Raw genomic sequence first — 20845 nt, forward strand, 5'->3', positions numbered from 1 at the left:
CGACCGAACCACATACAGCCTATGGGCAAAGCGGGGGCACTGTGACATCGCCCAGCGCTGGGGCCGGGGCCTTGTCGGAACCCGCCAGGATCGGCCGGGTCGAACGCTTCAGAGGCCGCCGGACAGGCGCTCCACGGCCGCGTCGATCCGCTCGTCGGAGGCCGTCAGCGAGAGGCGCACGTGCTCGGGGAAGCCCTCCCCGTAGAAGACGCCGGGGCCCGCGAGGACGCCGAGGCGGGCGAGGCGGTCGATGGACTCCCAGGCCGGGCGGCCCTCGGTCGCCCACAGGTAGAGGCCGGCCTCGCTGCGGTCGATCCGGAAGCCCGCGGACTCGAGGGCGGGCCGGAGGCGGTCGCGGCGGGAGCGGTAGCGCTCCTTCTGCGCGGCGACGTGCTCGTCGTCGGCGAGGGCGACGATCATCGCCTCCTGCAGCGGTCCGGGCACGATCATGCCCGCGTGCTTGCGGACGGTCACCAGGCGCGCGATCAGGGCCGCGTCCCCGGCGACGAAGGCGGCGCGGTAGCCGGCGAGGTTCGACTGCTTGCTCAGCGAGTAGACGCCGAGGACCCCGGTGCGGTCCTCCCCCACCACGCGCGTGTCGAGGACGCTCGGGATCGGCTCGTCGGCCCAGCGGCCGTCCCAGCCGAGCTCGGCGTAGCACTCGTCCCCCGCGATCACGGCGCCCAGCTCACGGGCACGGGCGACGGCGCGCCGCAGGGCGGGCACATCGAGCACGGCGCCATCGGGATTGCCGGGAGAGTTGAGCCAGACCAGGCGGGTCGTCGCGGGCCACTCGGCGGGGTCGTCGGAGGCGAGCGCCTCGGCCCCGGCGATCGCCGCGCCCATCGCGTACGTCGGGTACGCGGCGCTCGGATGCACGACCACGTCCCCCTCCCCGAGTCCGAGGAGGAAGGGCAGCCAGGCGACGAGCTCCTTGGAGCCGATCGTCGGCAGGACCTCGTCGACTCCGAGGCCCTCGACTCCGCGCCGCCGCGCGTACCAGGCGGCGATCGCCTCGCGGAGAGCGGGCGTGCCCACGGTCGTGGGGTACGCGTGCGAGTCCGTCGCGCGGGCGAGCGCGTCGCGGATCGGGGCGGGCGTCGGGTCCACCGGCGAGCCGATCGACAGGTCGACGATCCCGCCGGGGTGCTCCGCCGCCGTGCGGGCGAAGGGCGCCATCAGGTCCCAGGGGTAGTCGGGCAGCGCGCCGAGGGCCACGGGAGCGGCCTCAGTGGCTCTGCGGAGGCAGCGCCGCGATGACCGGGTGGTCCTTCGCGATCACGCCGACCTTGGCGGCTCCGCCCGGGGAGCCGATCTCGTCGAAGAACTCGACGTTGGCCTTGTAGTAGTCGGACCACTCCTCGGGGAGGTCGTCCTCGTAGTAGATCGCCTCGACGGGGCAGACCGGCTCGCAGGCACCGCAGTCCACGCACTCGTCCGGGTGGATGTAGAGCGAGCGCTCGCCTTCGTAGATGCAGTCGACCGGGCACTCGTCGATGCAGGCGCGGTCTTTGACATCGACGCACGGAAGTGCGATCACGTAGGTCACGGTGCTCCAGGTCCCTTCGAACAGTGTCTCTATCGTACGGGGGCCGACGGGGCGTCGGCGTCCGCGGGCCGCGGGGCGGCGGCGGGAGCGGCCGCCCGCAGCCGCGGCCAGGCGATCACGACGAGGGCGATGAGGGCGGGGAGGAAGGTCCAGGCCACGCCGAGGCCGTTCGCCGGGACGAGGACGGATCCGCCGGTGCTTCGCAGGGCGAGCAGCCCGATCATCCCGAGCAGGCCCATCGCGGTGCAGAACGCGACGAACCGGTCGATGAGCACGAGGCGCAGCCCGAGCAGGAGCAGCAGCACGCCGGCGAGGGAGGCGGCGAGGCCGACCGGGAGGACGACTCCGCCGACCGACACGGTGCTCTGATGGGCGACGGTCGTGATCGCTCCGACCACCGCGCCGACCAGGACTCCGGCGACGCCCGAGAGCACGCGCGATCCCAGCGTCGGACGCTCCTCCGGCAGCGGCGCCGGACGCCCCGCCTGCGCGACCGGGCGGAAGCGCTCGATGCGGCCGATGGGGAACGGCGGACCGCTCGAGAGGCGGGCCTCGTCGCCCTCGACCACCAGCTGCGTCGCGTGCGCCTCGAGGGCCGCGCGCTTGCGAGCATGGTCCTCGGCGGACAGCTCGATCACGACGTCCCCGGGGAGGGGCGGGGCCGCGTCGGGGAGGACGGCGAGGAAGCGCAGGCCCAGCAGCTCGGCGGCGCGCTCGGCGACCCGGGCGGTGCGGACGTGGTCCGGGTGGCCGTAGCCGCCGCCCGCGTCGTAGGACAGCACGACGCCCGCGTCGACCTGCCGGAGGACGGCGACGAGATCCGCCACCTCCTCGTCCTCGGGCGCGGCGGTGAAGGACGCGGGATGCACCGGCTCGAGCGGCGCCGGGACGCGGCCGGGCCCCCACTGCATGCCGGAGTCCCGGTAGACGCGCGGACCGAGCCCGGGTGCGCGGGCGCCCGCCTCGCCGAGGAAGCGGTGGTCGGCGACGCCGAGGGCCGTCAGGGCGACGACGAGCTCGGTCGTCCGGTGCGCGGCCAGCTCGGCCGAGCCCTCGAGCGGAGCGAGGTCCTCGGGGATGACCTCGCCGCACTCGCCCCGCGTGGCGGTGACGACGGTGACGGAGGCGCCCTGCGCCACCAGCCGCGCCAGGGTCCCACCCATGGTGATCGTCTCGTCGTCGGGGTGGGCGTGCACCGCCACCACCCGCTCCGCTGCTGCGTCCCGGCCCGCGTCCACTCTCCGCCTCTCGTCCTGCGCGGCCTCCGCTGCGGGCGCTTCTGGACAGCGACCGGGCAGCGGACTACAGTCGACCCGGGTTAGGCAAGGCTTACCGAACAACGGAGCCCCGCCGACCGGATCGACTCGGGGCGGGAGTCGCCCCCTCCTCGTCCACCATCGACCAAGAGAACACGCGTGCTCGCAAACTACCTCATCGGCCTCCGCGAAGGCCTCGAAGCCGGCCTCGTGGTCGGCATCCTCGTGGCCTACCTGACCAAGCTCGGCCGGCGCGACGTGCTGCCGCGGCTCTGGACCGGTATCGCCGCCGCGATCGCGATCTCGCTCGTCACCGGTGCGATCCTCACCTGGGGCCCCTCGACCCTGTCGTTCCAGGCTCAGGAGCTCATCGGCGGCGGCCTCTCGATCCTCGCGGTCGGCCTGGTCACCTGGATGATCTTCTGGATGGGCGCGAACGCCCGCAGCATGAAGGGCGACCTCGAGTCCCGGCTCGACGGCGCCGTCGCAGGTTCGGCCCTCGGCATCGTGGTCCTCGGCTTCATCAGCGTCGGCCGCGAGGGCATCGAGACGGCGCTCTTCGTCTGGGCGAGCGTGTCCTCGAGCACTGCGGGGTCGGGATCCAGCGCGTGGGTCGGCACGGTCGGCGCGATGCTGGGCATCCTCAGCTCGGTCGTCATCGCGTACCTGATCTTCCGGGGCTTCGTCCGGATCGACCTCGGGCGCTTCTTCACCTGGACGGGCGGCTTCCTCATCCTCGTCGCGGCCGGCGTCCTCTCCTACGGTGTCGGCGACCTGCAGGAGGCGTCGCTCCTGCCCGGCTGGGGCACCCCGCTGTTCTCGCTCGGCCCGATCCTCCCGCCGCCCGTGACCGCCGTGGTCGGCGGCCTCTTCAACTACACGCCCGAGCCGACCGCTCTGCAGTTCGCCGCCTGGCTGCTCTACCTCGTCGTCGTCGGCGCCCTGTTCGTCCGCCAGGTCCGCCTGCGCGGTCCGCGACGGGGCAGCGCGGCCCCGGTCGCCGCTCCCGCTCCCACCTCCGTCTGACCCGCTCCGGCACCGCCGGCGCACTCGCCCCGATCCAGGAGAAGCATGTCCTCGCGCGCTCGTCCCACCCTCCCCCGCGTCACCCTCGGCCTCGCCGGCGCCGGCGCCCTGGCGCTGATCCTCACGGGCTGCGTGCCGAACACTCCCGCGTCCTCCTCCTCCGCCGCGCTCGACGTCGCGATCAGGGACGACGCCTGCGAGGTGTCGACGGCGACCGCCGAGGCGGGAGCGGTGACGTTCTCACTGACCAACGGCGGCTCGGACGTCAACGAGTTCGAGATCCTGGCCGAGGACAAGCTGCGGATCGTGGGCGAGAAGGAGAACGTGACCCCGGGCCAGAGCGTCTCCTACGTCGCTCAGCTCGAGCCGGGCACCTACTACACCGCCTGCAAGTTCCAGCAGGTCGGCGCCCCGGTCGGGCTGAGCGAGTTCACCGTGACCGGTGAGGCCACCGCGCAGTCGGCGGATGAGAAGGCGGCGACGGAGGCGGCGGTCACCAACTACGTGGCGTACGTGAAGTCGCAGGTGGGCGAGCTGCTCCCCGCGGTGGCCGAGTTCGCGCAGGCCTACGAGGCCGGCGACGACGAGAAGGCGCGCGGCCTCTTCGCGTCGACCCGCGTCTTCTACGAGCGGATCGAGCCGACCGCGGAGGCGTTCGGCGACCTCGACCCGCGCATCGACTACCGCGAGGTCGACGCCGTCGCCGAGGGCCTGGACTGGACCGGCTTCCACCGCATCGAGAAGGACCTGTGGGCCCCCGCGGAGGGTGCGCTCAACTCCGACGGCACGAGCGCGCTCCTCGACTGGGCGCCCTCCACCCCCGAGCAGCGCGCGCAGTTCGGCCAGGGCCTCGTCGACGACGTGCAGAGCCTGGCCGACCTCGTGAACGCGCCCGGCTTCACCGTCTCGGTGGGCGACATCTCCAACGGCGCCATCGGCCTGCTCGACGAGGTCGCAGCCGGCAAGATCACGGGCGAGGAGGACTGGTGGTCGAGCACTGACCTCACCGACTTCGCCGCGAACGTCCAGGGCGCGGAGGTGGCGTTCGGCAACGTCGAGCCGATCGCGACCGCCAGCGGCGACGAGGGCGCCGACCTCACCGGACGGATCACGCAGCGGTTCTCCGAGCTCGACGCCCTGCTCGCGCAGTACGGCTCGATCGACTCCGGCTTCGCCGCGTACTCCACCGTCACCGCGGAGCAGAAGAAGGAGCTCTCGGACGCGGTCAACGCTCTCTCCGAGCCGCTCTCGCAGCTGACCCACACGGTGCTGGGCGTCGAGGAGCCGGCCGCGTAGTGGGCGCCGAGCAGCACGAGGGAGCCCGGCCGACGGATTCCGAGCAGCCCGCCGACGAGCCCCGCCGCCTCTCGCGGCGCGGGCTGCTCGGCCTCGTCTCGGCGGGGACGGCCGGGCTGGCCGCCGGAGTGGGCGGCACGGTGGCCGTCACATCGTCCGCGAGCGCGACGGCCTCCTCCGCCCCGCGCACCGTGCCGTTCTTCGGCGCGAACCAGGCGGGCATCACCACCGCCGCGCAGGACCGGCTGCACTTCGCCGCGTTCGACCTCGCCGCGGGCACCACGCGCGAGGACCTCGTCGAGCTCCTGAAGGACTGGACGCTCGCCGCCTCCCGGATGACCCAGGGCCTCGAGGTCGGCGAGAACGGCGCGGTGGACGGGCCGGACACGGCTCCCCCGGAGGACACCGGAGAGGCGCTCGGGCTCGACGCCGCGTCCCTCACCGTCACGGTCGGCTTCGGACCCACCCTCTTCACGGACGAGTCCGGCGCCGACCGCTTCGGCCTCGCCGACCGCCGGCCTCCGCAGCTGCAGGCCCTGCCCCGCTTCCGCGGCGACGCGCTCGTCCCCTCGGCCGGCGGCGGCGACTTGTGCATCCAGGCCTGCGCCGACGATCCGCAGGTCGCCGTGCACGCCATCCGCAACCTGAGCCGGATCGCGTTCGGCCGGGCCTCGCTCCGCTGGTCTCAGCTCGGCTTCGGCCGCACCTCCTCGACGTCCACCGCCCAGGCGACTCCGCGCAACCTCTTCGGCTTCAAGGACGGCACGGCGAACGTGAAGTCCGAGGAGGCCGACGCCGTCCAGGAGCACGTCTGGGTCCCCTCCTCCGACGGCCCCGCGTGGATGGTCGGCGGCAGCTACCTGGTCGCGCGGAAGATCCGGATGATCATCGAGACGTGGGACCGCAGCCAGCTGGGCGAGCAGGAGCGGGTCATCGGCCGCAGCAAGGGGTCCGGAGCGCCGCTCTCGGGCGGCACGGAGTCCACCGAGCCGGACTTCGCAGCGGCCGGCGCCACCGGTGCCCCGCTGATCGATCAGGAGTCGCACGTGCGCCTCGCGCATCCGAGCGTGAACAACGGAGTGCGGCTCCTGCGCCGCGGCTACAACTTCGTCGACGGCAACGACGAGCTCGGACGCCTGAACGCGGGGCTGTTCTTCCTCTCGTTCCAGCGCTCCCCGGAGCAGTTCGTCACCGTGCAGCGGAACCTCGCGACGGACGCACTGAACGAGTACGTGAAGCACGTCGGCTCGGCCGTGTTCGCGGTGCCGCCCGGTGCCCGCGACGAGACCGACTTCCTCGGCTCCGGCCTCTTCGCCTGATCCCTGAGAGGACCCGCACTCCGTCCCAGGATCCGGCGGGCTCACTCCACGGCGCGCCGAAGCCTCCGACCGTAGCGTCGTCGGCGATGTCCGGGAACAGTGCGAGAAGCGGCCTGACCAAGCGCGAGCGCCAGGAGCTCGCCCGAGCGCAGGCGCGGGAGCGCCGCGAAGCCGAGAGGCGCCGGCGGCGCCGGAACCGGCTGCTCGGGCAGGGCGGAGCGGTCGTCGGGCTCCTCGCGGTCGTGGCCCTGGTCTGCTGGAACGTCTGGTCGCAGCAGGAGGTCGCGAGCGCCGGCCCGGCGAACATGCTCAGCGACGGCATCGTCCTCGCGGGCGACGGCTCGGCCGTGACGGCGACGACGAGCGCGGCGATCGCTCCGGGAGCATCCCCCGTCCCGACCGATGAGAGCGCCACGCGGGCGGGCGGAGTCGTCGCCGTCGACCTCTACGTCGACTACCTCTGCCCGTACTGCGGGCAGTTCGAGAAGGCGAACGCCGAGCAGCTGCAGTCGTGGCTGACGAAGGGGGCGATCACGCTCGAGATCCACCCGGTGGCGATCCTCGACTCCTCCTCGGCCGGCTCCGAGTACTCCAGCCGGGCCGCGAACGCCGCGGCGTGCGTCGCCGACGAGGATCCAAACCGCTTCCTCGCCGTGAACGCGGCGCTCTTCGCGCAGCAGCCGGCGGAGGGGACGACGGGCCTCGACGACGACGCTCTGCGGGCGCTGGTGACCGGAGCGGGCGTCACCGACGACGACGTCCTCGCCTGCATGACCGGGGGCGAGTTCCGGCCCTGGGTGAAGGCCGCGACCGAGCGGGCCACCTCGCTCCCCCTCGCGAACTCCTCGCTGCCGAAGCTGGAGTCGACGCCCACCGTGCTGGTGAACGGCGAGCAGTACACGGGGAAGCCGGACGACGCGGCGGCGTTCGTCTCCTTCGTCACCTCGACGCTCGAGGCGGAGTCCTCGACCCCCTCTCCCTCTCCGAGTCCGGCGGGCTGATCCGGACCGCGAGGGACGGGATCGGCGCTGCACGCTGCAGCACCGGGGCGGAGACGACGAGACCGGCCGGAGCATCGCTCCGGCCGGTCTCGTCGTGGGCGGGCGCCGAGGCGCCCGGGGCTCAGCCCTGCTTCTTGAGGCGGCTCGTCATGCGCGCGCGGGCGTTCGCATCGAGCTCCACCTTGCGGATGCGGACGACCTCGGGGGTGACCTCGACGCACTCGTCCTCGCGGGCGAACTCGAGGCACTCCTCGAGCGTCAGCTGACGCGACGGCGTCATCGACTCGAAGGTGTCGGAGGTGGACTGACGCATGTTGGTCAGCTTCTTCTCCTTGGTGATGTTGACGTCCATGTCGTCGTTGCGCGAGTTCTCGCCGATCACCATGCCCTCGTAGACCTCCTCGGTGGGGTTCACGAAGAAGGTCATCCGCTCCTGGAGCGCGATGATGGCGAACGGGGTCACGACTCCGTTGCGGTCCGCGACGATCGACCCGTTGTTGCGGGTGACGATCGCGCCGGCCCACGGCTCGTAGCCGTGCAGGATCGCGTTCGCGATGCCGGTGCCGCGGGTGGTGGTGAGGAACTCGGTGCGGAAGCCGATCAGGCCGCGCGACGGGACGATGAACTCCATGCGGACCCAGCCGGTGCCGTGGTTCGACATGCCGTCCATGCGGCCCTTGCGGGCGGCGAGGAGCTGCGTGATCGCGCCGAGGTACTCCTCCGGAGCGTCGATCGTCAGGTGCTCGAAGGGCTCGTGCGTCTTGCCGTCGACCTGGCGGGTGACCACCTGGGGCTTGCCGACGGTCAGCTCGTAGCCCTCGCGGCGCATCTGCTCGACGAGGATGGCCAGCGCGAGCTCGCCGCGGCCCTGGACCTCCCACGAGTCGGGGCGTCCGATGTCGACGATCTTGAGCGACACGTTTCCGATGAGCTCGCGGTCGAGGCGGTCCTTGACCATGCGCGCCGTGAGCTTGTGGCCCTTCACCTTGCCGACGAGCGGCGAGGTGTTGGTGCCGATCGTCATCGAGATCGCCGGGTCGTCGACCGTGATGGCCGGCAGCGGGCGGATGTCCTCGGGGTCGGCGATGGTCTCGCCGATGGTGATCTCGGGGAAGCCCGCGATCGCGACGATGTCGCCGGGGCCCGCGGACTCGGCCGGGTAGCGGTCGAGCGCCTTGGTGATCAGCAGCTCGGTGATGCGCGCGTTGGTGTGGGTGCCGTCGTGGTGGACCCAGGCGACCGTCTGCCCCTTCTTGATCGTGCCGTTGAAGACGCGGAGGAGGGCGAGGCGGCCGAGGAACGGCGACGCGTCGAGGTTGGTGACGTGGGCCTGGAGGGGCGCGTCGTCGTCGTAGGTCGGCGCGGGGATGTGCTTGAGGATCGCCTCGAACAGCGGCTCCAGGTCCTCGGCGTCCGGCAGCGTGCCGTCCTCGGGCTTGTTCGCCGAGGCGCGGCCGGCCTTGCCGGAGGCGTAGACCACGGGGACGTCGAGGATCGCGTCGAGGTCGAGGTCCGGCACGTCGTCGGCCATGTCGGAGGCGAGGCCGAGGAGCAGGTCCTGGCTCTCGGCGACGACCTCGTCGATGCGCGCGTCGGGGCGGTCGGTCTTGTTGACCAGGAGGATGACGGGGAGCTTCGCCTCGAGCGCCTTGCGCAGCACGAAGCGGGTCTGGGGCAGCGGGCCCTCGGACGCGTCGACGAGGAGGCAGACGCCGTCGACCATCGACAGGCCGCGCTCGACCTCGCCGCCGAAGTCGGCGTGGCCCGGGGTGTCGATGACGTTGATGGTGATGGGACCGTCGCTCGCGTGCTTGCCGCTGTACGAGACAGCGGTGTTCTTCGCGAGGATCGTGATGCCCTTCTCGCGCTCGAGCTCGTTGGAGTCCATCGCGCGCTCGTCCACGTGGGCGTGCGCGTCGAAGGAGTTCGTCTGCTTGAGCATGGCGTCGACCAGCGTGGTCTTGCCATGGTCGACGTGGGCGACGATCGCGACGTTGCGCAGGTCGGAGCGGGTGGCACTTGCCATGGATACGGACTCGTCTCGTGTTCTCGTGCAAAAGGGGGACCATCCATCGTACCGCAGCGAGGCGTCCGCACGGCGAAGGGCCCCGGATCCCCGCTCCGGAGGGCTCCGAGGAGCGCTCCAGGCGGGGCCGGGGCCCTGGTGACGGTCGGTCAGACCGCGAACTCGATGCCGGCGCCGGGGATGGCGTCGAGCAGCTCGCGGGTGTACTCCTGCTGCGGCGAGTCGAACACGGTGTCCGTCGGGGCGTGCTCGACGATCCTGCCCTTCTGCATCACGCAGACGTCGTCGGCGATCACGCGGACCACCGCCAGGTCGTGCGTGATGAACAGGTAGGTCAGCCCGAGCTCGGCCTGCAGGTCGGCGAGGAGGCGGAGGATCTGCGCCTGGACGAGGACGTCCAGAGCCGACACGGCCTCGTCGAGCACCACGATCTCCGGCTTCAGCGCGAGCGCGCGGGCGATCGCCACGCGCTGGCGCTGGCCGCCGGAGAGCTCGTTCGGGTACCGGCTCGCGATCACGCGCGGGAGGGACACCTGGTCGAGCAGCTCGAGGACGCGCTCGCGCTGCGACGTCCGGTCGCCGACCTTGTGCACTCGCAGCGGCTCCGAGATGGTGTTGCCGATGTTGTGCAGCGGGTCGAGCGAGCCGTACGGGTCCTGGAACACCGGCTGCATGGAGCGCCGGAGCGCCAGCATGTCGCGGCCCTTGAGCTTCTCGGTCCGGCGACCGGCGATCGAGATCGCTCCGGACGTCGCCGTCTCGAGGCCCAGCACCAGGCGGGCGATCGTCGACTTGCCCGATCCGGACTCGCCCACGAGCGCCGTGGTGGTGCCCTTCGGGATCGAGAACGACACGTTGTCGACGGCGGTGAAGTCCTCGGCCTTCAGGCCGCCGCGGCGGATCTTGAAGACCTTCGTGAGGCCGTCGACCTCGATCATCGGGGCGCCCGAGGCGACCGCGCCGGCGTGGTGCGCGGCGCCCGCGCCGACCAGGTCGACCTCGCGCACGGCCTCCGACTCGCCGGAGACCGACTCCACGGCCCGGCCGGCCGTCGACTGGATGCGGCGCGACGCGAGGCTGGGCGCCGCCGCGATCAGGCGCTGCGTGTAGGGGTGCTGCGGGTTCTGCAGCACCTCCACCGAGGCGCCGGACTCGACGATGCGGCCCTTGTACATGACGATGAGCTTCTCGGCGCGCTCGGCGGCGAGGCCCAGGTCGTGCGTGATGAAGAGCAGCGCGGTGCCGTCGGTCTTCGTCAGCGTCTCGAGGTGGTCGAGGATCCGGCGCTGGACCGTGACGTCGAGCGCCGAGGTGGGCTCGTCGGCGATCAGCAGCTGGGGAGCCGCGGCCAGGCCGATGCCGATCAGCACGCGCTGGCGCATGCCGCCCGAGAACTGGTGCGGGAACTGCTTGAGGCGCTTCTCCGCGTCGGCGAGGCCCGCGTTCTGCAGGACCTCGATCGCCTTGGCGCGCACCTCCTTGCGACCGGTCGCGAGGCCGTTGGCCTTGATGGTCTCCTCGACCTGGAAGCCGACCGACCACACGGGGTTCAGGTTCGACATCGGGTCCTGCGGGACGTAGCCGATCCGGCGGCCGCGGATGTCCTCGAGCTCGGTCCTCGTCGCCTTCGCGAGGTCCTTGCCGTCGAACAGCACGGAGCCGGCGGTGACCTGGCCGGTGCCGGGGAGCAGGCCGATGATCGCGGCGGCGGTCGTCGACTTGCCGGAGCCCGACTCCCCCACGATCGCGACGGTCTGGCCGTGCTCGATCGTGAGGCTCACGCCGCGGAGGGCGGGGACCAGTCCGCTGCCGGTCTGGAAGCCGACCTCGAGGTCGGTGACCTCGAGCAGCGGCCCGTGCGGTGCGTTCGGTGTCGTGGCGGTCATCGGAGGGCCCTCGCCTTCGGGTCGAGCGCGTCGCGGAGCGATTCGCCGAGGAGGATGAAGCTCAGCACCGTGACCGTCAGGGCGATCGACGGGTAGATCAGCGTCTGCGGGTTGGTGCGCAGATCGCGCTGGGCCTGGCTGATGTCGTTGCCCCACGACATGACCGAGCCGGGAAGGCCGACGCCGAGGAACGACAGCGTCGCCTCCGCGGTGATGGCCGCGCCGAGCGAGATCGTCGTGACGACGATGACGGGAGCGATCGAGTTCGGCAGCACGTGCCGGAACAGGATCGCCATGCGGGAGAGGCCGGTCGCGGTGGCGGCGCCGACGAAGTCGGCCTGCTTCACGCGGAGGACCTCGGAGCGCAGGACGCGCGCCGTCGTCGGCCAGGCGAACGCGCCGATCGCCAGGGCGATGACGAACACGTTCCGGTAGGCCGAGAAGACGGACATGATGACGACCGCGGCGAGGATGTAGGGGATCGAGAAGAAGATGTCGCCGAGGCGCATGATCACGGTGTCGACCCAGCCGCCGAAGAAGCCGGCCAGAGCGCCGCCGATGACGCCGGAGACCGTCGTGATCACGATCACGATGAGGCCGACGGTCAGCGACGTGGACGTGCCGTGGATGATCCGCGAGAAGACGTCGCACCCCTGCTTGGTGTAGCCGAGCAGGCTGCCGTCGCCGGGGCCCTGGTTGCTGAACGAGAGCGCGCACTGGCGGGGGTCCACCGAGGTGAACAGGCCCGGGAACAGCGCGACGGCGATGATGACGAGGATCAGGACGCCCGAGATCCAGAACATGGGCCGCTTGCGCAGGTCGCGCCACGCGTCGGTCCAGAGGTTGCTGGGCTTCTCGTCGAGGCTGACGGCGTCGACCGACGCGATCGGCGTCTCCTCGAGCGGGGCCACGAAGTGGTCGATGCGGCGGGCCTTCTGCGCGCCGCCGGTGGACTCATTTGGCATAGCGGATCCTCGGGTCGAGTACGGCGTAGAGCAGGTCGACGAGGATGTTCACCACGAGGTAGAACAGCACCATGACCGTGACGAAGGAGACGACGGTCGGCCGCTCACCTCGGATGATCGCCTGATAGAGCGTGTTCCCGACTCCGGGAACGTTGAAGATGCCCTCGGTCACGGTCGCGCCGACGATCAGGAGGCCGAAGTCGGCTCCGAACTGCGTCGTGACCGGGATGAGCGAGTTGCGCAGGACGTGCACGGGGATGACGCGGCGTCGCGAGAGCCCCTTGCTGTACGCGGTGCGGACGAAGTCCGAGCCGGCCGTCTCGATGACCGAGCCGCGCGTGAGGCGGATGGCCGACGCGACCACGAACAGGGCGAGCACGATCGCGGGCAGCAGCAGCCTCTGGAACGACGCGTCGGCTCCGACGGTCGGAGGGAACCATCCCAGCTGGATCGCGAAGAAGGACTGCGCGATGAAGCAGAGCACGAAGATCGGCACCGACACGAGCAGGAGGCTGACGACCAGGGCGCTCGCGTCGAAGAAGCTGCCCTTGCGCAGACCGCTGATGAGGCCGATGGTCAGCGCGACGACGATCTCGATGACGATCGCCATCATGGCGAGCGTCAGGGTGACCGGGAAGGTGCGGGCGAGGATCTCGTTGACGGACTGGCCGGAGAACGAGATGCCGAAGTCGCCGCGGACGACGCCTCCCAGGTAGTACAGGTACTGGACGAAGAAGGGCTCGTTCAGGTGGTACTGCTCCTCGAGGCGGGCGAGGAGTGCGGGGCTCGGCGTCTTGTCGCCGAAGAGCGACAGGAGCGGGTTCCCCGGCATGGAGAAGACCATGAAGTAGATGAGGAACGTGGTGCCGATGAGCACGGGGACGGCTTGCAGGATGCGTCGGACGATGTAGGCGAGCATGTCAGCCCAGCCGGTTCCGGAGTCGCATGGATGGGGACCTCATTCGATTGTGACCGAAACAGGGCGCTCCGCCCGTGCCGTGACCTGGTGGCCGACGGCACGGGCGAAGCGCCCCAGTGGTTCGAGCTTAGTTCTTGGTGATCTCGTAGTAGAGCGGCACCGAGTTCCAGCCGAACTCGACGTTCGACACGCCCTCGCCGTAGCCGCCGGTCACGTTCGCGTACCACAGGGGCAGCGACGGGAGGTCCTTCAGGAGGATCTCCTGGGCCTGCTGGAACGTCTTGTTCGCAGCGTCGGCGTCGGCGTCCGACAGGCCCTGCTGGAGCAGGGTGTCGAACTCGGGGTTCGAGTAGTCGCCGTCGTTGGACGAGGCGCCGGTCACGTAGAGCGGTCCGAGGAAGTTGTAGAGGCTCGGGTAGTCGGCCTGCCATCCGGTCCGGAACGCGGTCTCGATCGAGCGGTCGACGATCTTGGTGCGCGCCTCGGCGAAGGTCGGGTACGCGTCGCCCTCGGCGTCGATGCCCAGCGTGTTCTTGATCGAGTTGGTCACCGCGTCGACCCAGCCCTGGTGGCCGCCGTCGGCGTTGTAGGCGATCTTGAAGGTGCCGTCCCAGGGGCTGATCGCGTCGGCCTGAGCCCACAGCGCCTTGGCCTCGTCGGGGTTGTACTCGAGCACGTCGGCGCCGGAGAGGGCGTCGCTGTAGCCGTCGATCACCGGGGAGGTGAAGTCGGAGGCCGGGGTGCGGGTGCCCTCGAAGATCACGTCGGTGATCTCCTTGCGGTCGAAGGACATCGAGATCGCCTGGCGGCGGAGCTGGCCCTCCTCGCCGTCGAAGTGCGGGAGACGGCCCGGGATGGTGAAGGACTGGAACACGGCCGAGGGCTGGTTCACGGCGCGGTCGCCGAGGTCGCTCTCGAAGGTGCCGAAGGCGGAGTCCGGGATCTGGTCGATCACGTCGACGTTGCCGCCGAGGAGGTCGGCGTAGGAGGCGTCCTGGGTGGCGTAGAAGACGATCTTCAGGCCGCCGTTCTGGGCCTCGCGGGGGCCGGTGTACTCGTCGTTCTTGACGAGCTCGATCTGGACGTCGTGCTGCCACGCGTCGTCGCCGTCGAGCTTGTACGGGCCGTTGCCGATCGGGTTCTCACCGAAGGCGGCCATGTCGTCGAACGCGGCGGCGGGCAGCGGGTAGTACGCCGAGTAGCCGAGGCTGATCGGGAAGTCCGACTGCGGGGACTTGAGCGCGACGGTGAAGGTGGTGTCGTCCACGGCCTTGAGGCCGGTGAGCTCGCTGTCCTCGGTGTCGCTGAAGCCCTCGAAGTTCGAGAAGAACGACGCGCTGAGCTGGTTGTTCGACAGCTTGGCGCCGTAGTTCCAGGCGTCGATGAACGAGCTGGAGGTGACCGGGTCGCCGTTCGTGAAGGTCAGGCCCGACTTGATCTTGATCGTGTAGTTCTGCGCGTCGTCCGACTCGATGGACTCGGCGACGTCGTTCTCGGGGGCGCCCTTGGCGTCGTAGTAGACCAGGCCCGCGAAGATCTCGTCGAGGATCTTGCCGCCGCCCACCTCGTTGGTGTTCGTCGGGATCAGCGGGTTCTGCGGCTCGGAGCCGTTGGTGGAGATGATCGCGGCGGCGTCGCCTCCCGATGCACCTCCGCCCGAGTCGTTCGAGCTGCTGCAGCCGGCCAGGACCAGCGTGCTCGCGGCGACGAGCGCCAGAGCCCCGAATCCGTAACGTCTGATGTTCACTATTCCTCCAGTGATGTGGGGGCGCGCGAGAAGTGGTTTCCCTGACGCGTGGAGTGCCGTGCGCGTGGCGACGGCGGCGGCGCACGAGACTGGTGGCCGTCGCGCGGATGCCTTCAACGAGACTATGTATTCGCCCGCTATCTGCACAAAAGCATGTGGCAACCGTTACACAGCGGTAACCGGGAGGTGGAATCCTTGCGCTGTTCTGCATGAAACGTGCGTACCGGGCGGCCGTCGCGCAACACATCGACTTCAGAGGAGACGCACGGAGTGTCCACCGACCTGTCAGGATCCGCGCCCGGACGGCGCCGGATCCGCATCGAGATCCTGCTGGTCCTCGGGCTCTCGCTGGGCGCCTCCGCGGTCTACTCGGTGGTCTCCATCGCCAACCGGCTCACCCGCTCGACCGCACTGGCCGACCAGACCGCGACGATCAACGGCGCCCTCAGCGACCGCCCGGGCTTCGACCTCGTCTACCAGCTGCTCGCGCTCTTCTTCGACCTGGTGCCGGTGGCCCTCTGCGCGTTCCTGCTCTGGCAGAGCTCGGGCCGTCCGCTCGGGCGCCTGGGGCTCGACCTGCGCCGGCCGTTCGCGGACCTGAGGACCGGGACCGTCCTCGCGGTGGCGATCGGCGCGCCGGGCATCGCGCTGTACGCCGTCGGACGCGCGCTGGGCATCACCGTGGCGGTGGTGGCCTCGCCGCTGGACGCGTACTGGTGGACGGTGCCGGTGCTCGTGCTCTCCGCGATCCGGGCGGGAGTGCAGGAGGAGGTCGTCGTGATCGGGTACCTCTTCGCCCGCCTGGGCGATCTGGGCTGGGGGCGGTGGCGGATCCTGGTGACCAGTGCGCTGCTCCGGGGCAGCTACCACCTGTACCAGGGCATCGGGCCCTTCATCGGGAACGTGGTCATGGGCCTGGTGTTCGGACTGTTCTACCAGCGCTTCGGCCGCACCCTGCCCCTGGTGATCGCCCACTCGATCATCGACATCGTCTCGTTCGTCGGGTACCCGCTGGCCGTCGCCCTCTGGCCCGAGCTGTTCGCGCCGCCGGCTCCGCGGACGTGACGTCGGACCGATCGCATCCGAGGAGCCGCAGGACCGCGCCGCGGCTCTCCACTGCCGCGGCGTGACGCCCGCACGGTGGAGCTGCTCGCTCGTCGCGACTCCGTCGAGCCCTGCCGGCACCTCCACCACGCGTTCCACACGGTCGGGCTCCCTCGTGCATCGGAGTCGCCGTGCGCCGTTCCCCCCGGATCGGGAGGACTGCGCCCCACTCCGCGCCTGTGCGGGACCGCCGGTATCCGCAGCCGAGGGTGGGAGATGACAGGACGGGCTCGAGGCTCCGTTCCTGCTCTCTCACCCTCGGTTGCGGACGAGCGCGTGCGGGCGGATCAGGCGAAGGCCTCGATGGGCGGGCAGGCGCAGACGAGGTTGCGGTCGCCGTAGGCCTGGTCGATCCGGCGGACCGGCGGCCAGTACTTGCCGCGCACCAGCGAGCGGACCGGGTAGACGGCCTGCTCGCGGCTGTAGGGGTGCGTCCACTCCTCGGCCGTCAGGCACTCGGCGGTGTGCGGGGCGCCGCGCAGCGGGTTGTCGTCCACCGGCCACTCCCCCGCGCCGACGCGGTCGGCCTCCGCCCGGATCCCGATCATCGCGTCGATGAAGCGGTCGATCTCGGCGAGGTCCTCGCTCTCCGTCGGCTCGACCATCAGGGTCCCGGCGACGGGGAAGCTCATGGTCGGGGCGTGGAAGCCGTAGTCGACGAGGCGCTTGGCGACGTCGTCCACGGTCACTCCGGTCGCCGCCGTCAGCGGACGGATGTCGAGGATGCACTCGTGGGCGACGAGCCCGTTGTCCCCCGTGTAGAGCACCGGGTAGTGCTCGCGGAGGCGCGCGGCGACGTAGTTGGCCGAGAGGACGGCCGCCCCGGTCGCGGCCCGCAGGCCCTCCTCGCCCATCATCCGGGCGTACGCCCACGAGATCGGCAGGATGCCGGGGCTGCCGTAGGGCGCTGCCGACACCGGTGCGCCGCCGTGGACGATCCGCTCGCCCTGCGTGCCCACGCCGTGCTCGAGCCGCTGCGCGAGCGGGTGACCGGGCAGGAACGGCGCGAGGTGCGCCTTCGCGGCGACGGGACCGACGCCGGGACCGCCTCCGCCGTGCGGGATGCAGAACGTCTTGTGCAGGTTGAGGTGCGAGACGTCGCCGCCGAAGTCTCCGAAGCGGGCGAAGCCCAGAAGCGCGTTGAGGTTCGCGCCGTCCACGTACACCTGTCCGCCGGCCTCGTGGACGAGGCGGCAGATCTCGGCGACCTCGTGCTCGTAGACGCCGTGGGTCGACGGGTAGGTGATCATCAGCGCGGCGAGGGAGCCCGCGTGCTCGGCGATCTTCGCCCGGAGGTCGTCCAGGTCGACGTTGCCGAGCTCGTCGCAGGCCACGACGACGACGCGCATGCCGGCGAGGACCGCGCTCGCGGCGTTGGTGCCGTGGGCGCTCGAGGGGATCAGGCAGACCGTGCGGTCCTCGTCGCCGTTCGACCGGTGCCAGCCGCGGATCGCCAGCAGGCCCGCGAGCTCGCCCTGCGAGCCGGCGTTGGGCTGGAGCGACACGGAGTCGTAGCCGGTGAGGTGGGCGAGCCACCCCTCCAGCTGGTCGATCAGCGCCAGCGAGCCCTGCACGTCCGCCTCGGGGGCGAACGGGTGCAGGTCCGCGAACTCGGGCCAGCTGACCGCCTCCATCTCGGTGGCGGCGTTGAGCTTCATGGTGCAGGAGCCGAGCGGGATCATGCCGCGGTCCAGCGCGTAGTCCGAGTCGGCGAGGCGCTTGAGGTAGCGCATCATCGAGGTCTCGCTGTGGTGGCTGCTGAAGACCGGGTGCACGAGGAAGGGCGTGCGGCGGTCGAGCTCGGCGGGGATGCTCCGCGCGGAGCCGCCGAGGAAGCCGAACGACGAGTCCAGCTGCCCGACGGCGGACGCGACGGCGATCACCTCGAGGTCGGTGACCGTCTCGTCGATCGACACCGAGACCGTGTCGGCGTCGACCAGGCGCACGTCGAAGCCGGCCTCGCGGGCGCGGGCGACCGCCGCCTCCGCACCGCCGGGCACGACGACCGAGACGGTGTCGAAGAAGTCGGCGTGCCGGAGGGAGTGGCCCCGGTCGAGGAGGAGGCGCGCGAGGAGCGCGGCCCGGCCGTGCACGCGCTCGGCGATCGCGGCGAGCCCGTCCGGCCCGTGGTAGACCGCGTACATCGCCGCCATGACGGCCAGGAGGACCTGCGCGGTGCAGATGTTCGAGGTCGCCTTCTCGCGGCGGATGTGCTGCTCGCGGGCCTGGAGGGACAGGCGGTAGGCGGGGTGGCCGTCCGCGTCCTGGCTGACGCCGACGAGGCGGCCGGGCAGCTGGCGCTCGAGTCCCTTGCGGACGGCGAGGTAGCCGGCGTGCGGTCCTCCGAAGCCCAGCGGGACGCCGAAGCGCTGCGTGGTGCCGACCGCGACGTCCGCGCCGAGCTCGCCCGGCGAGCGCACCAGGGTCAGCGCGAGCAGGTCGGCGGCGACGACGGCCAGGCCGCCGTGGGCCTTCACCGCGGCGAGCACCGCCGACGGGTCCCAGAGGTGCCCGGACGCGCCGGGGTACTGCACGAGGGCGCCGAAGCACTCCGGCACCTCCTCCGCGGCGGTGCGCGAGAGAGGGAGCTCGACGATGCGGATGCCGACGGCCTCCGCGCGGCCGCGCAGCAGCGCGAGGGTCTGCGGGAGAGCGTCGGAGTCGACGACGAAGACGTCGGTGCGCGCCTTCGAGGCGCGGCGCGCGAGCAGCATCGCCTCGACGACGGCGGTGCCCTCGTCGAGCATCGACGCGCCGGCCGTGTCGAGGCCGGTGAGGTCGGAGACCATCGTCTGGAAGTTGATCAGCGCCTCCAGGCGCCCCTGCGAGATCTCGGGCTGGTACGGCGTGTAGGCCGTGTACCAGCTGGGGTTCTCGAGCACGTTGCGCTTGATCACGGCGGGGGTGTGCGTGCCGTAGTAGCCGAGGCCGATCATCGGCCGACGCACCGTGTTCTTCGCGGCGAGGGCGCGCAGCTCGGCGAGCGCCTCCGTCTCGGTGGCCGGAGCGGGCAGCACCCGCGGGAGGTCGCGGACCTGGATCGACTCGGGGACGGCGGCGGTGACGAGCTCCTCCACGGAGTCGTAGCCGAGAGCCGCGAGCATGGTGCGCTGCGCGTCGGCGTCGGTCCCGATGTGGCGGGACTCGAAGGCGCCGGGGGTCCTGGTGGCCGCCATCTACTCGCCGACCAGCTCGGTGTAGGCGGCGGAGTCGAGGAGGCCGTCGGGCAGGGCGTCGAAGCGGACCCGGATCAGCCACCCCTCGCCGAACGGATCGGAGTTGACGAGCTCGGGGCTGTCGACGACGGCCGTGTTGGCCTCGAGGACCTCGCCGTCGACGGGGGCGAACAGCTCGCCCACCGACTTGGTCGACTCGATCTCGCCGACGACGCTGCCGCCCTCGACGCGGGCTCCCGCCTCGGGGAGCTCGACGAAGACGACGTCGCCCAGCTTGTCGGCGGCGTAGGCGGTGATGCCGACGGTCGCGACCTCTCCGTCGACCCGGATCCACTCGTGGTCGGAGGTGTACTGCAGCTCGGTGGGCACGGCCATGTCAGTTCTTCTTTCTCGAGTAGAAGGGGAGCTCGGTGACGGTCATCGGGAGGCGCGTGCCGCGGATGTCGACGGCGAGCGCCGTCCCGGGCTGCGCGGAGGCGGGGGCGACGTAGGCCATCGCGATCGGGACGCCCAGGGTCGGCGAGAGGACGCCGCTGGTGACCACTCCGACCTCGTCGTCGCCGGAGAGGACGGTGTAGTCGGCGCGGGCGGCGCGGCGGCCCTCGCCGACGAGCCCGACGAGCACAGGAGCTTCTCCGGAGGGACCCTCCTCGCTGGCCGCGCGGCCGACGAAGTCGATCGGCTTCCCGAAGGCGACGACGCGGCCGAGGCCGGCCTGTGCGGGGAAGACGTCGCGGGAGAGCTCGTGGCCGTAGAGCGGCATGCCCGCCTCGAGGCGGAGGGTGTCGCGGGCGGCGAGGCCGGCGGGGACGAGGCCCGCTCCGGCGCCGGTCTCGGCGAGAGCCTGCCAGAGCGCGGGAGCGGAGTCGGGCGAGACGTAGATCTCGAAGCCGTCCTCGCCTGTGTACCCGGTGCGCGCGATCAGGATCGGGTGCGCCTCGAAGGTCGCGGGCACGGCGCGGTAGTAGCGCAGCTCCGCGAGCAGGCGGGCGGCGTCGTCCGTGTCGAGCACCGACTCCGCTCCCCGCTCGGTCTCGACGGCGAGGCCCTGGACGTTCTGCAGGATCTCGAGCGAGCGCGGGCCCTGCAGCGCGATGAGGGCGACGTCGTCGCTCTCGTCGAACAGCTCGCACTCGAACATCGCGGTGCGGTCGCGGAGCGTCTCGACGACGATGTGCCGGTTGGCCGCGTTCGCGACGACCATGAAGCGGTCCTCGCCCGTTCGGTAGACGACGAGGTCGTCGATCACGCCGCCCGTGCGCTCCAGGAGGAGGGTGTACTTCGCGCGGCCGGCGGCGACGGCCGAGATGTCGCTCGCCAGCGCGTAGTCGAGGGCGTCGACCGCCTCGGGGCCGACGACGAGGATCTCGGCCATGTGCGAGAGGTCGAAGAGGCCGGCGGCGGTGCGCACGGCGTGGTGCTCGGCGAGATCGCCGGAGTAGCGGACCGGCGTCTGCCACCCGGCGAAGTCGGTGAAGGACGCGCCGGCGGCGACGTGCACCTCGTGCAGGGGCGAGTAGCGGGCTTCGGGGCTGGTCGTCGGGGTCTCGGACATGAGTTCTCCATTTCGTCGCA

Annotated in this window: 16 protein-coding genes; 5 read left to right on the top strand and 11 right to left on the bottom strand. The window is 71.3% G+C overall.

The window, feature by feature from the left end; genetic code table 11:
• Positions 1 to 108 precede the first annotated feature (108 nt).
• The 3 genes from dapC to C5B93_RS00830 are packed head-to-tail and all read right to left on the bottom strand — an operon-like array spanning position 109 to position 2787.
• Positions 109 to 1218: a succinyldiaminopimelate transaminase gene (dapC, locus tag C5B93_RS00820; RefSeq protein ID WP_104291537.1), complete on the bottom strand. Its 1110-nt coding sequence runs from the start codon at positions 1216 to 1218 to the stop codon at positions 109 to 111.
• Positions 1219 to 1228: 10 nt separating this feature from the next.
• Positions 1229 to 1549: a ferredoxin gene (gene fdxA / locus C5B93_RS00825; protein ID WP_104222984.1), complete on the bottom strand. Its 321-nt coding sequence runs from the start codon at positions 1547 to 1549 to the stop codon at positions 1229 to 1231.
• A 29-nt stretch (positions 1550 to 1578) separates the two neighbouring features.
• A complete protein-coding gene (locus tag C5B93_RS00830) occupies positions 1579 to 2787 on the bottom strand; it encodes a PIG-L family deacetylase (protein WP_146078401.1) in 1209 nt (402 codons plus the stop codon).
• 177 nt (positions 2788 to 2964) lie between these two features.
• Here C5B93_RS00830 and efeU point away from each other — a divergent pair, with 177 nt between their 5' ends.
• The 4 genes from efeU to C5B93_RS00850 all read left to right on the top strand — a co-directional run bounded on the left by efeU (position 2965) and on the right by C5B93_RS00850 (position 7447).
• Positions 2965 to 3831, top strand: a complete 867-nt coding sequence (efeU, locus tag C5B93_RS00835; RefSeq protein WP_104225548.1) for an iron uptake transporter permease EfeU — start codon at positions 2965 to 2967, stop codon at positions 3829 to 3831.
• Between the two features lie 45 nt (positions 3832 to 3876).
• Positions 3877 to 5127 carry an iron uptake system protein EfeO gene (efeO, locus tag C5B93_RS00840; RefSeq protein WP_104237549.1) on the top strand — a complete coding sequence of 417 codons (1251 nt, stop codon included), beginning with the start codon at positions 3877 to 3879 and terminating at the stop codon, positions 5125 to 5127.
• Complete coding sequence (gene efeB, locus C5B93_RS00845; protein WP_104291539.1) at positions 5127 to 6446, top strand: iron uptake transporter deferrochelatase/peroxidase subunit; 1320 nt, start codon at positions 5127 to 5129, stop codon at positions 6444 to 6446. Before efeO ends, efeB begins: the two co-directional genes overlap by 1 nt.
• 86 nt (positions 6447 to 6532) lie before the next feature.
• Positions 6533 to 7447, top strand: coding sequence for a thioredoxin domain-containing protein (locus tag C5B93_RS00850; RefSeq protein ID WP_104291540.1), 915 nt, complete (start codon positions 6533 to 6535; stop codon positions 7445 to 7447).
• Positions 7448 to 7568: 121 nt separating this feature from the next.
• On the opposite strand, the gene typA is transcribed toward C5B93_RS00850, so the two are convergent.
• From typA to C5B93_RS00875, 5 genes are all read right to left on the bottom strand, one after another.
• Positions 7569 to 9473, bottom strand: coding sequence for a translational GTPase TypA (gene typA, locus C5B93_RS00855; protein WP_104222978.1), 1905 nt, complete (start codon positions 9471 to 9473; stop codon positions 7569 to 7571).
• Positions 9474 to 9622: 149 nt separating this feature from the next.
• The gene (locus C5B93_RS00860; protein WP_104260189.1) at positions 9623 to 11359 is read right to left on the bottom strand and encodes an ABC transporter ATP-binding protein; all 1737 of its coding nucleotides are present in this window, start codon (positions 11357 to 11359) and stop codon (positions 9623 to 9625) included.
• Positions 11356 to 12324, bottom strand: a complete 969-nt coding sequence (locus C5B93_RS00865) for an ABC transporter permease (RefSeq protein ID WP_104222976.1) — start codon at positions 12322 to 12324, stop codon at positions 11356 to 11358. The genes C5B93_RS00860 and C5B93_RS00865 overlap by 4 nt, the downstream gene beginning before the upstream one ends.
• Entirely contained in the window at positions 12314 to 13243 is a 930-nt protein-coding gene (locus C5B93_RS00870) for an ABC transporter permease (RefSeq protein WP_104222975.1), read from the bottom strand. The genes C5B93_RS00865 and C5B93_RS00870 overlap by 11 nt, the downstream gene beginning before the upstream one ends.
• Before the next feature lie 127 nt (positions 13244 to 13370).
• Positions 13371 to 14990 carry an ABC transporter substrate-binding protein gene (locus tag C5B93_RS00875; protein ID WP_104232745.1) on the bottom strand — a complete coding sequence of 540 codons (1620 nt, stop codon included), beginning with the start codon at positions 14988 to 14990 and terminating at the stop codon, positions 13371 to 13373.
• Positions 14991 to 15260: 270 nt separating this feature from the next.
• On the opposite strand from C5B93_RS00875, the gene C5B93_RS00880 reads away from it, so the two are divergent.
• Complete coding sequence (locus C5B93_RS00880) at positions 15261 to 16055, top strand: CPBP family intramembrane glutamic endopeptidase (protein WP_258068093.1); 795 nt, start codon at positions 15261 to 15263, stop codon at positions 16053 to 16055.
• Positions 16056 to 16381: 326 nt separating this feature from the next.
• Here C5B93_RS00880 and gcvP read toward each other — a convergent pair whose 3' ends face one another.
• The 3 genes from gcvP to gcvT are packed head-to-tail and all read right to left on the bottom strand — an operon-like array spanning position 16382 to position 20825.
• Entirely contained in the window at positions 16382 to 19270 is a 2889-nt protein-coding gene (gene gcvP / locus C5B93_RS00885; RefSeq protein ID WP_104291541.1) for an aminomethyl-transferring glycine dehydrogenase, read from the bottom strand.
• Positions 19271 to 19645 carry a glycine cleavage system protein GcvH gene (gcvH, locus tag C5B93_RS00890; RefSeq protein ID WP_104237541.1) on the bottom strand — a complete coding sequence of 125 codons (375 nt, stop codon included), beginning with the start codon at positions 19643 to 19645 and terminating at the stop codon, positions 19271 to 19273.
• A gap of 1 nt (position 19646) precedes the next feature.
• Complete coding sequence (gene gcvT, locus C5B93_RS00895) at positions 19647 to 20825, bottom strand: glycine cleavage system aminomethyltransferase GcvT (protein WP_104291542.1); 1179 nt, start codon at positions 20823 to 20825, stop codon at positions 19647 to 19649.
• Positions 20826 to 20845: the final 20 nt, after the last annotated feature.

This window comes from Rathayibacter sp. AY1A2, from assembly GCF_002930935.1.
In the GTDB taxonomy this organism is placed as follows: Bacteria; Actinomycetota; Actinomycetes; order Actinomycetales; family Microbacteriaceae; genus Rathayibacter.

Coding starts and splice junctions, on each gene's coding strand:
- efeO (WP_104237549.1), top strand. CDS start 3,877: ATGTCCTCGCGCGCTCGTCCCACCCTCCCCCGCGTCACCCTCGGCCTC.
- C5B93_RS00850 (WP_104291540.1), top strand. CDS start 6,533: ATGTCCGGGAACAGTGCGAGAAGCGGCCTGACCAAGCGCGAGCGCCAG.
- typA (WP_104222978.1), bottom strand. CDS start 9,473: ATGGCAAGTGCCACCCGCTCCGACCTGCGCAACGTCGCGATCGTCGCC.
- C5B93_RS00860 (WP_104260189.1), bottom strand. CDS start 11,359: ATGACCGCCACGACACCGAACGCACCGCACGGGCCGCTGCTCGAGGTC.
- C5B93_RS00865 (WP_104222976.1), bottom strand. CDS start 12,324: ATGCCAAATGAGTCCACCGGCGGCGCGCAGAAGGCCCGCCGCATCGAC.
- C5B93_RS00870 (WP_104222975.1), bottom strand. CDS start 13,243: ATGCTCGCCTACATCGTCCGACGCATCCTGCAAGCCGTCCCCGTGCTC.
- gcvP (WP_104291541.1), bottom strand. CDS start 19,270: ATGGCGGCCACCAGGACCCCCGGCGCCTTCGAGTCCCGCCACATCGGG.
- gcvH (WP_104237541.1), bottom strand. CDS start 19,645: ATGGCCGTGCCCACCGAGCTGCAGTACACCTCCGACCACGAGTGGATC.
- gcvT (WP_104291542.1), bottom strand. CDS start 20,825: ATGTCCGAGACCCCGACGACCAGCCCCGAAGCCCGCTACTCGCCCCTG.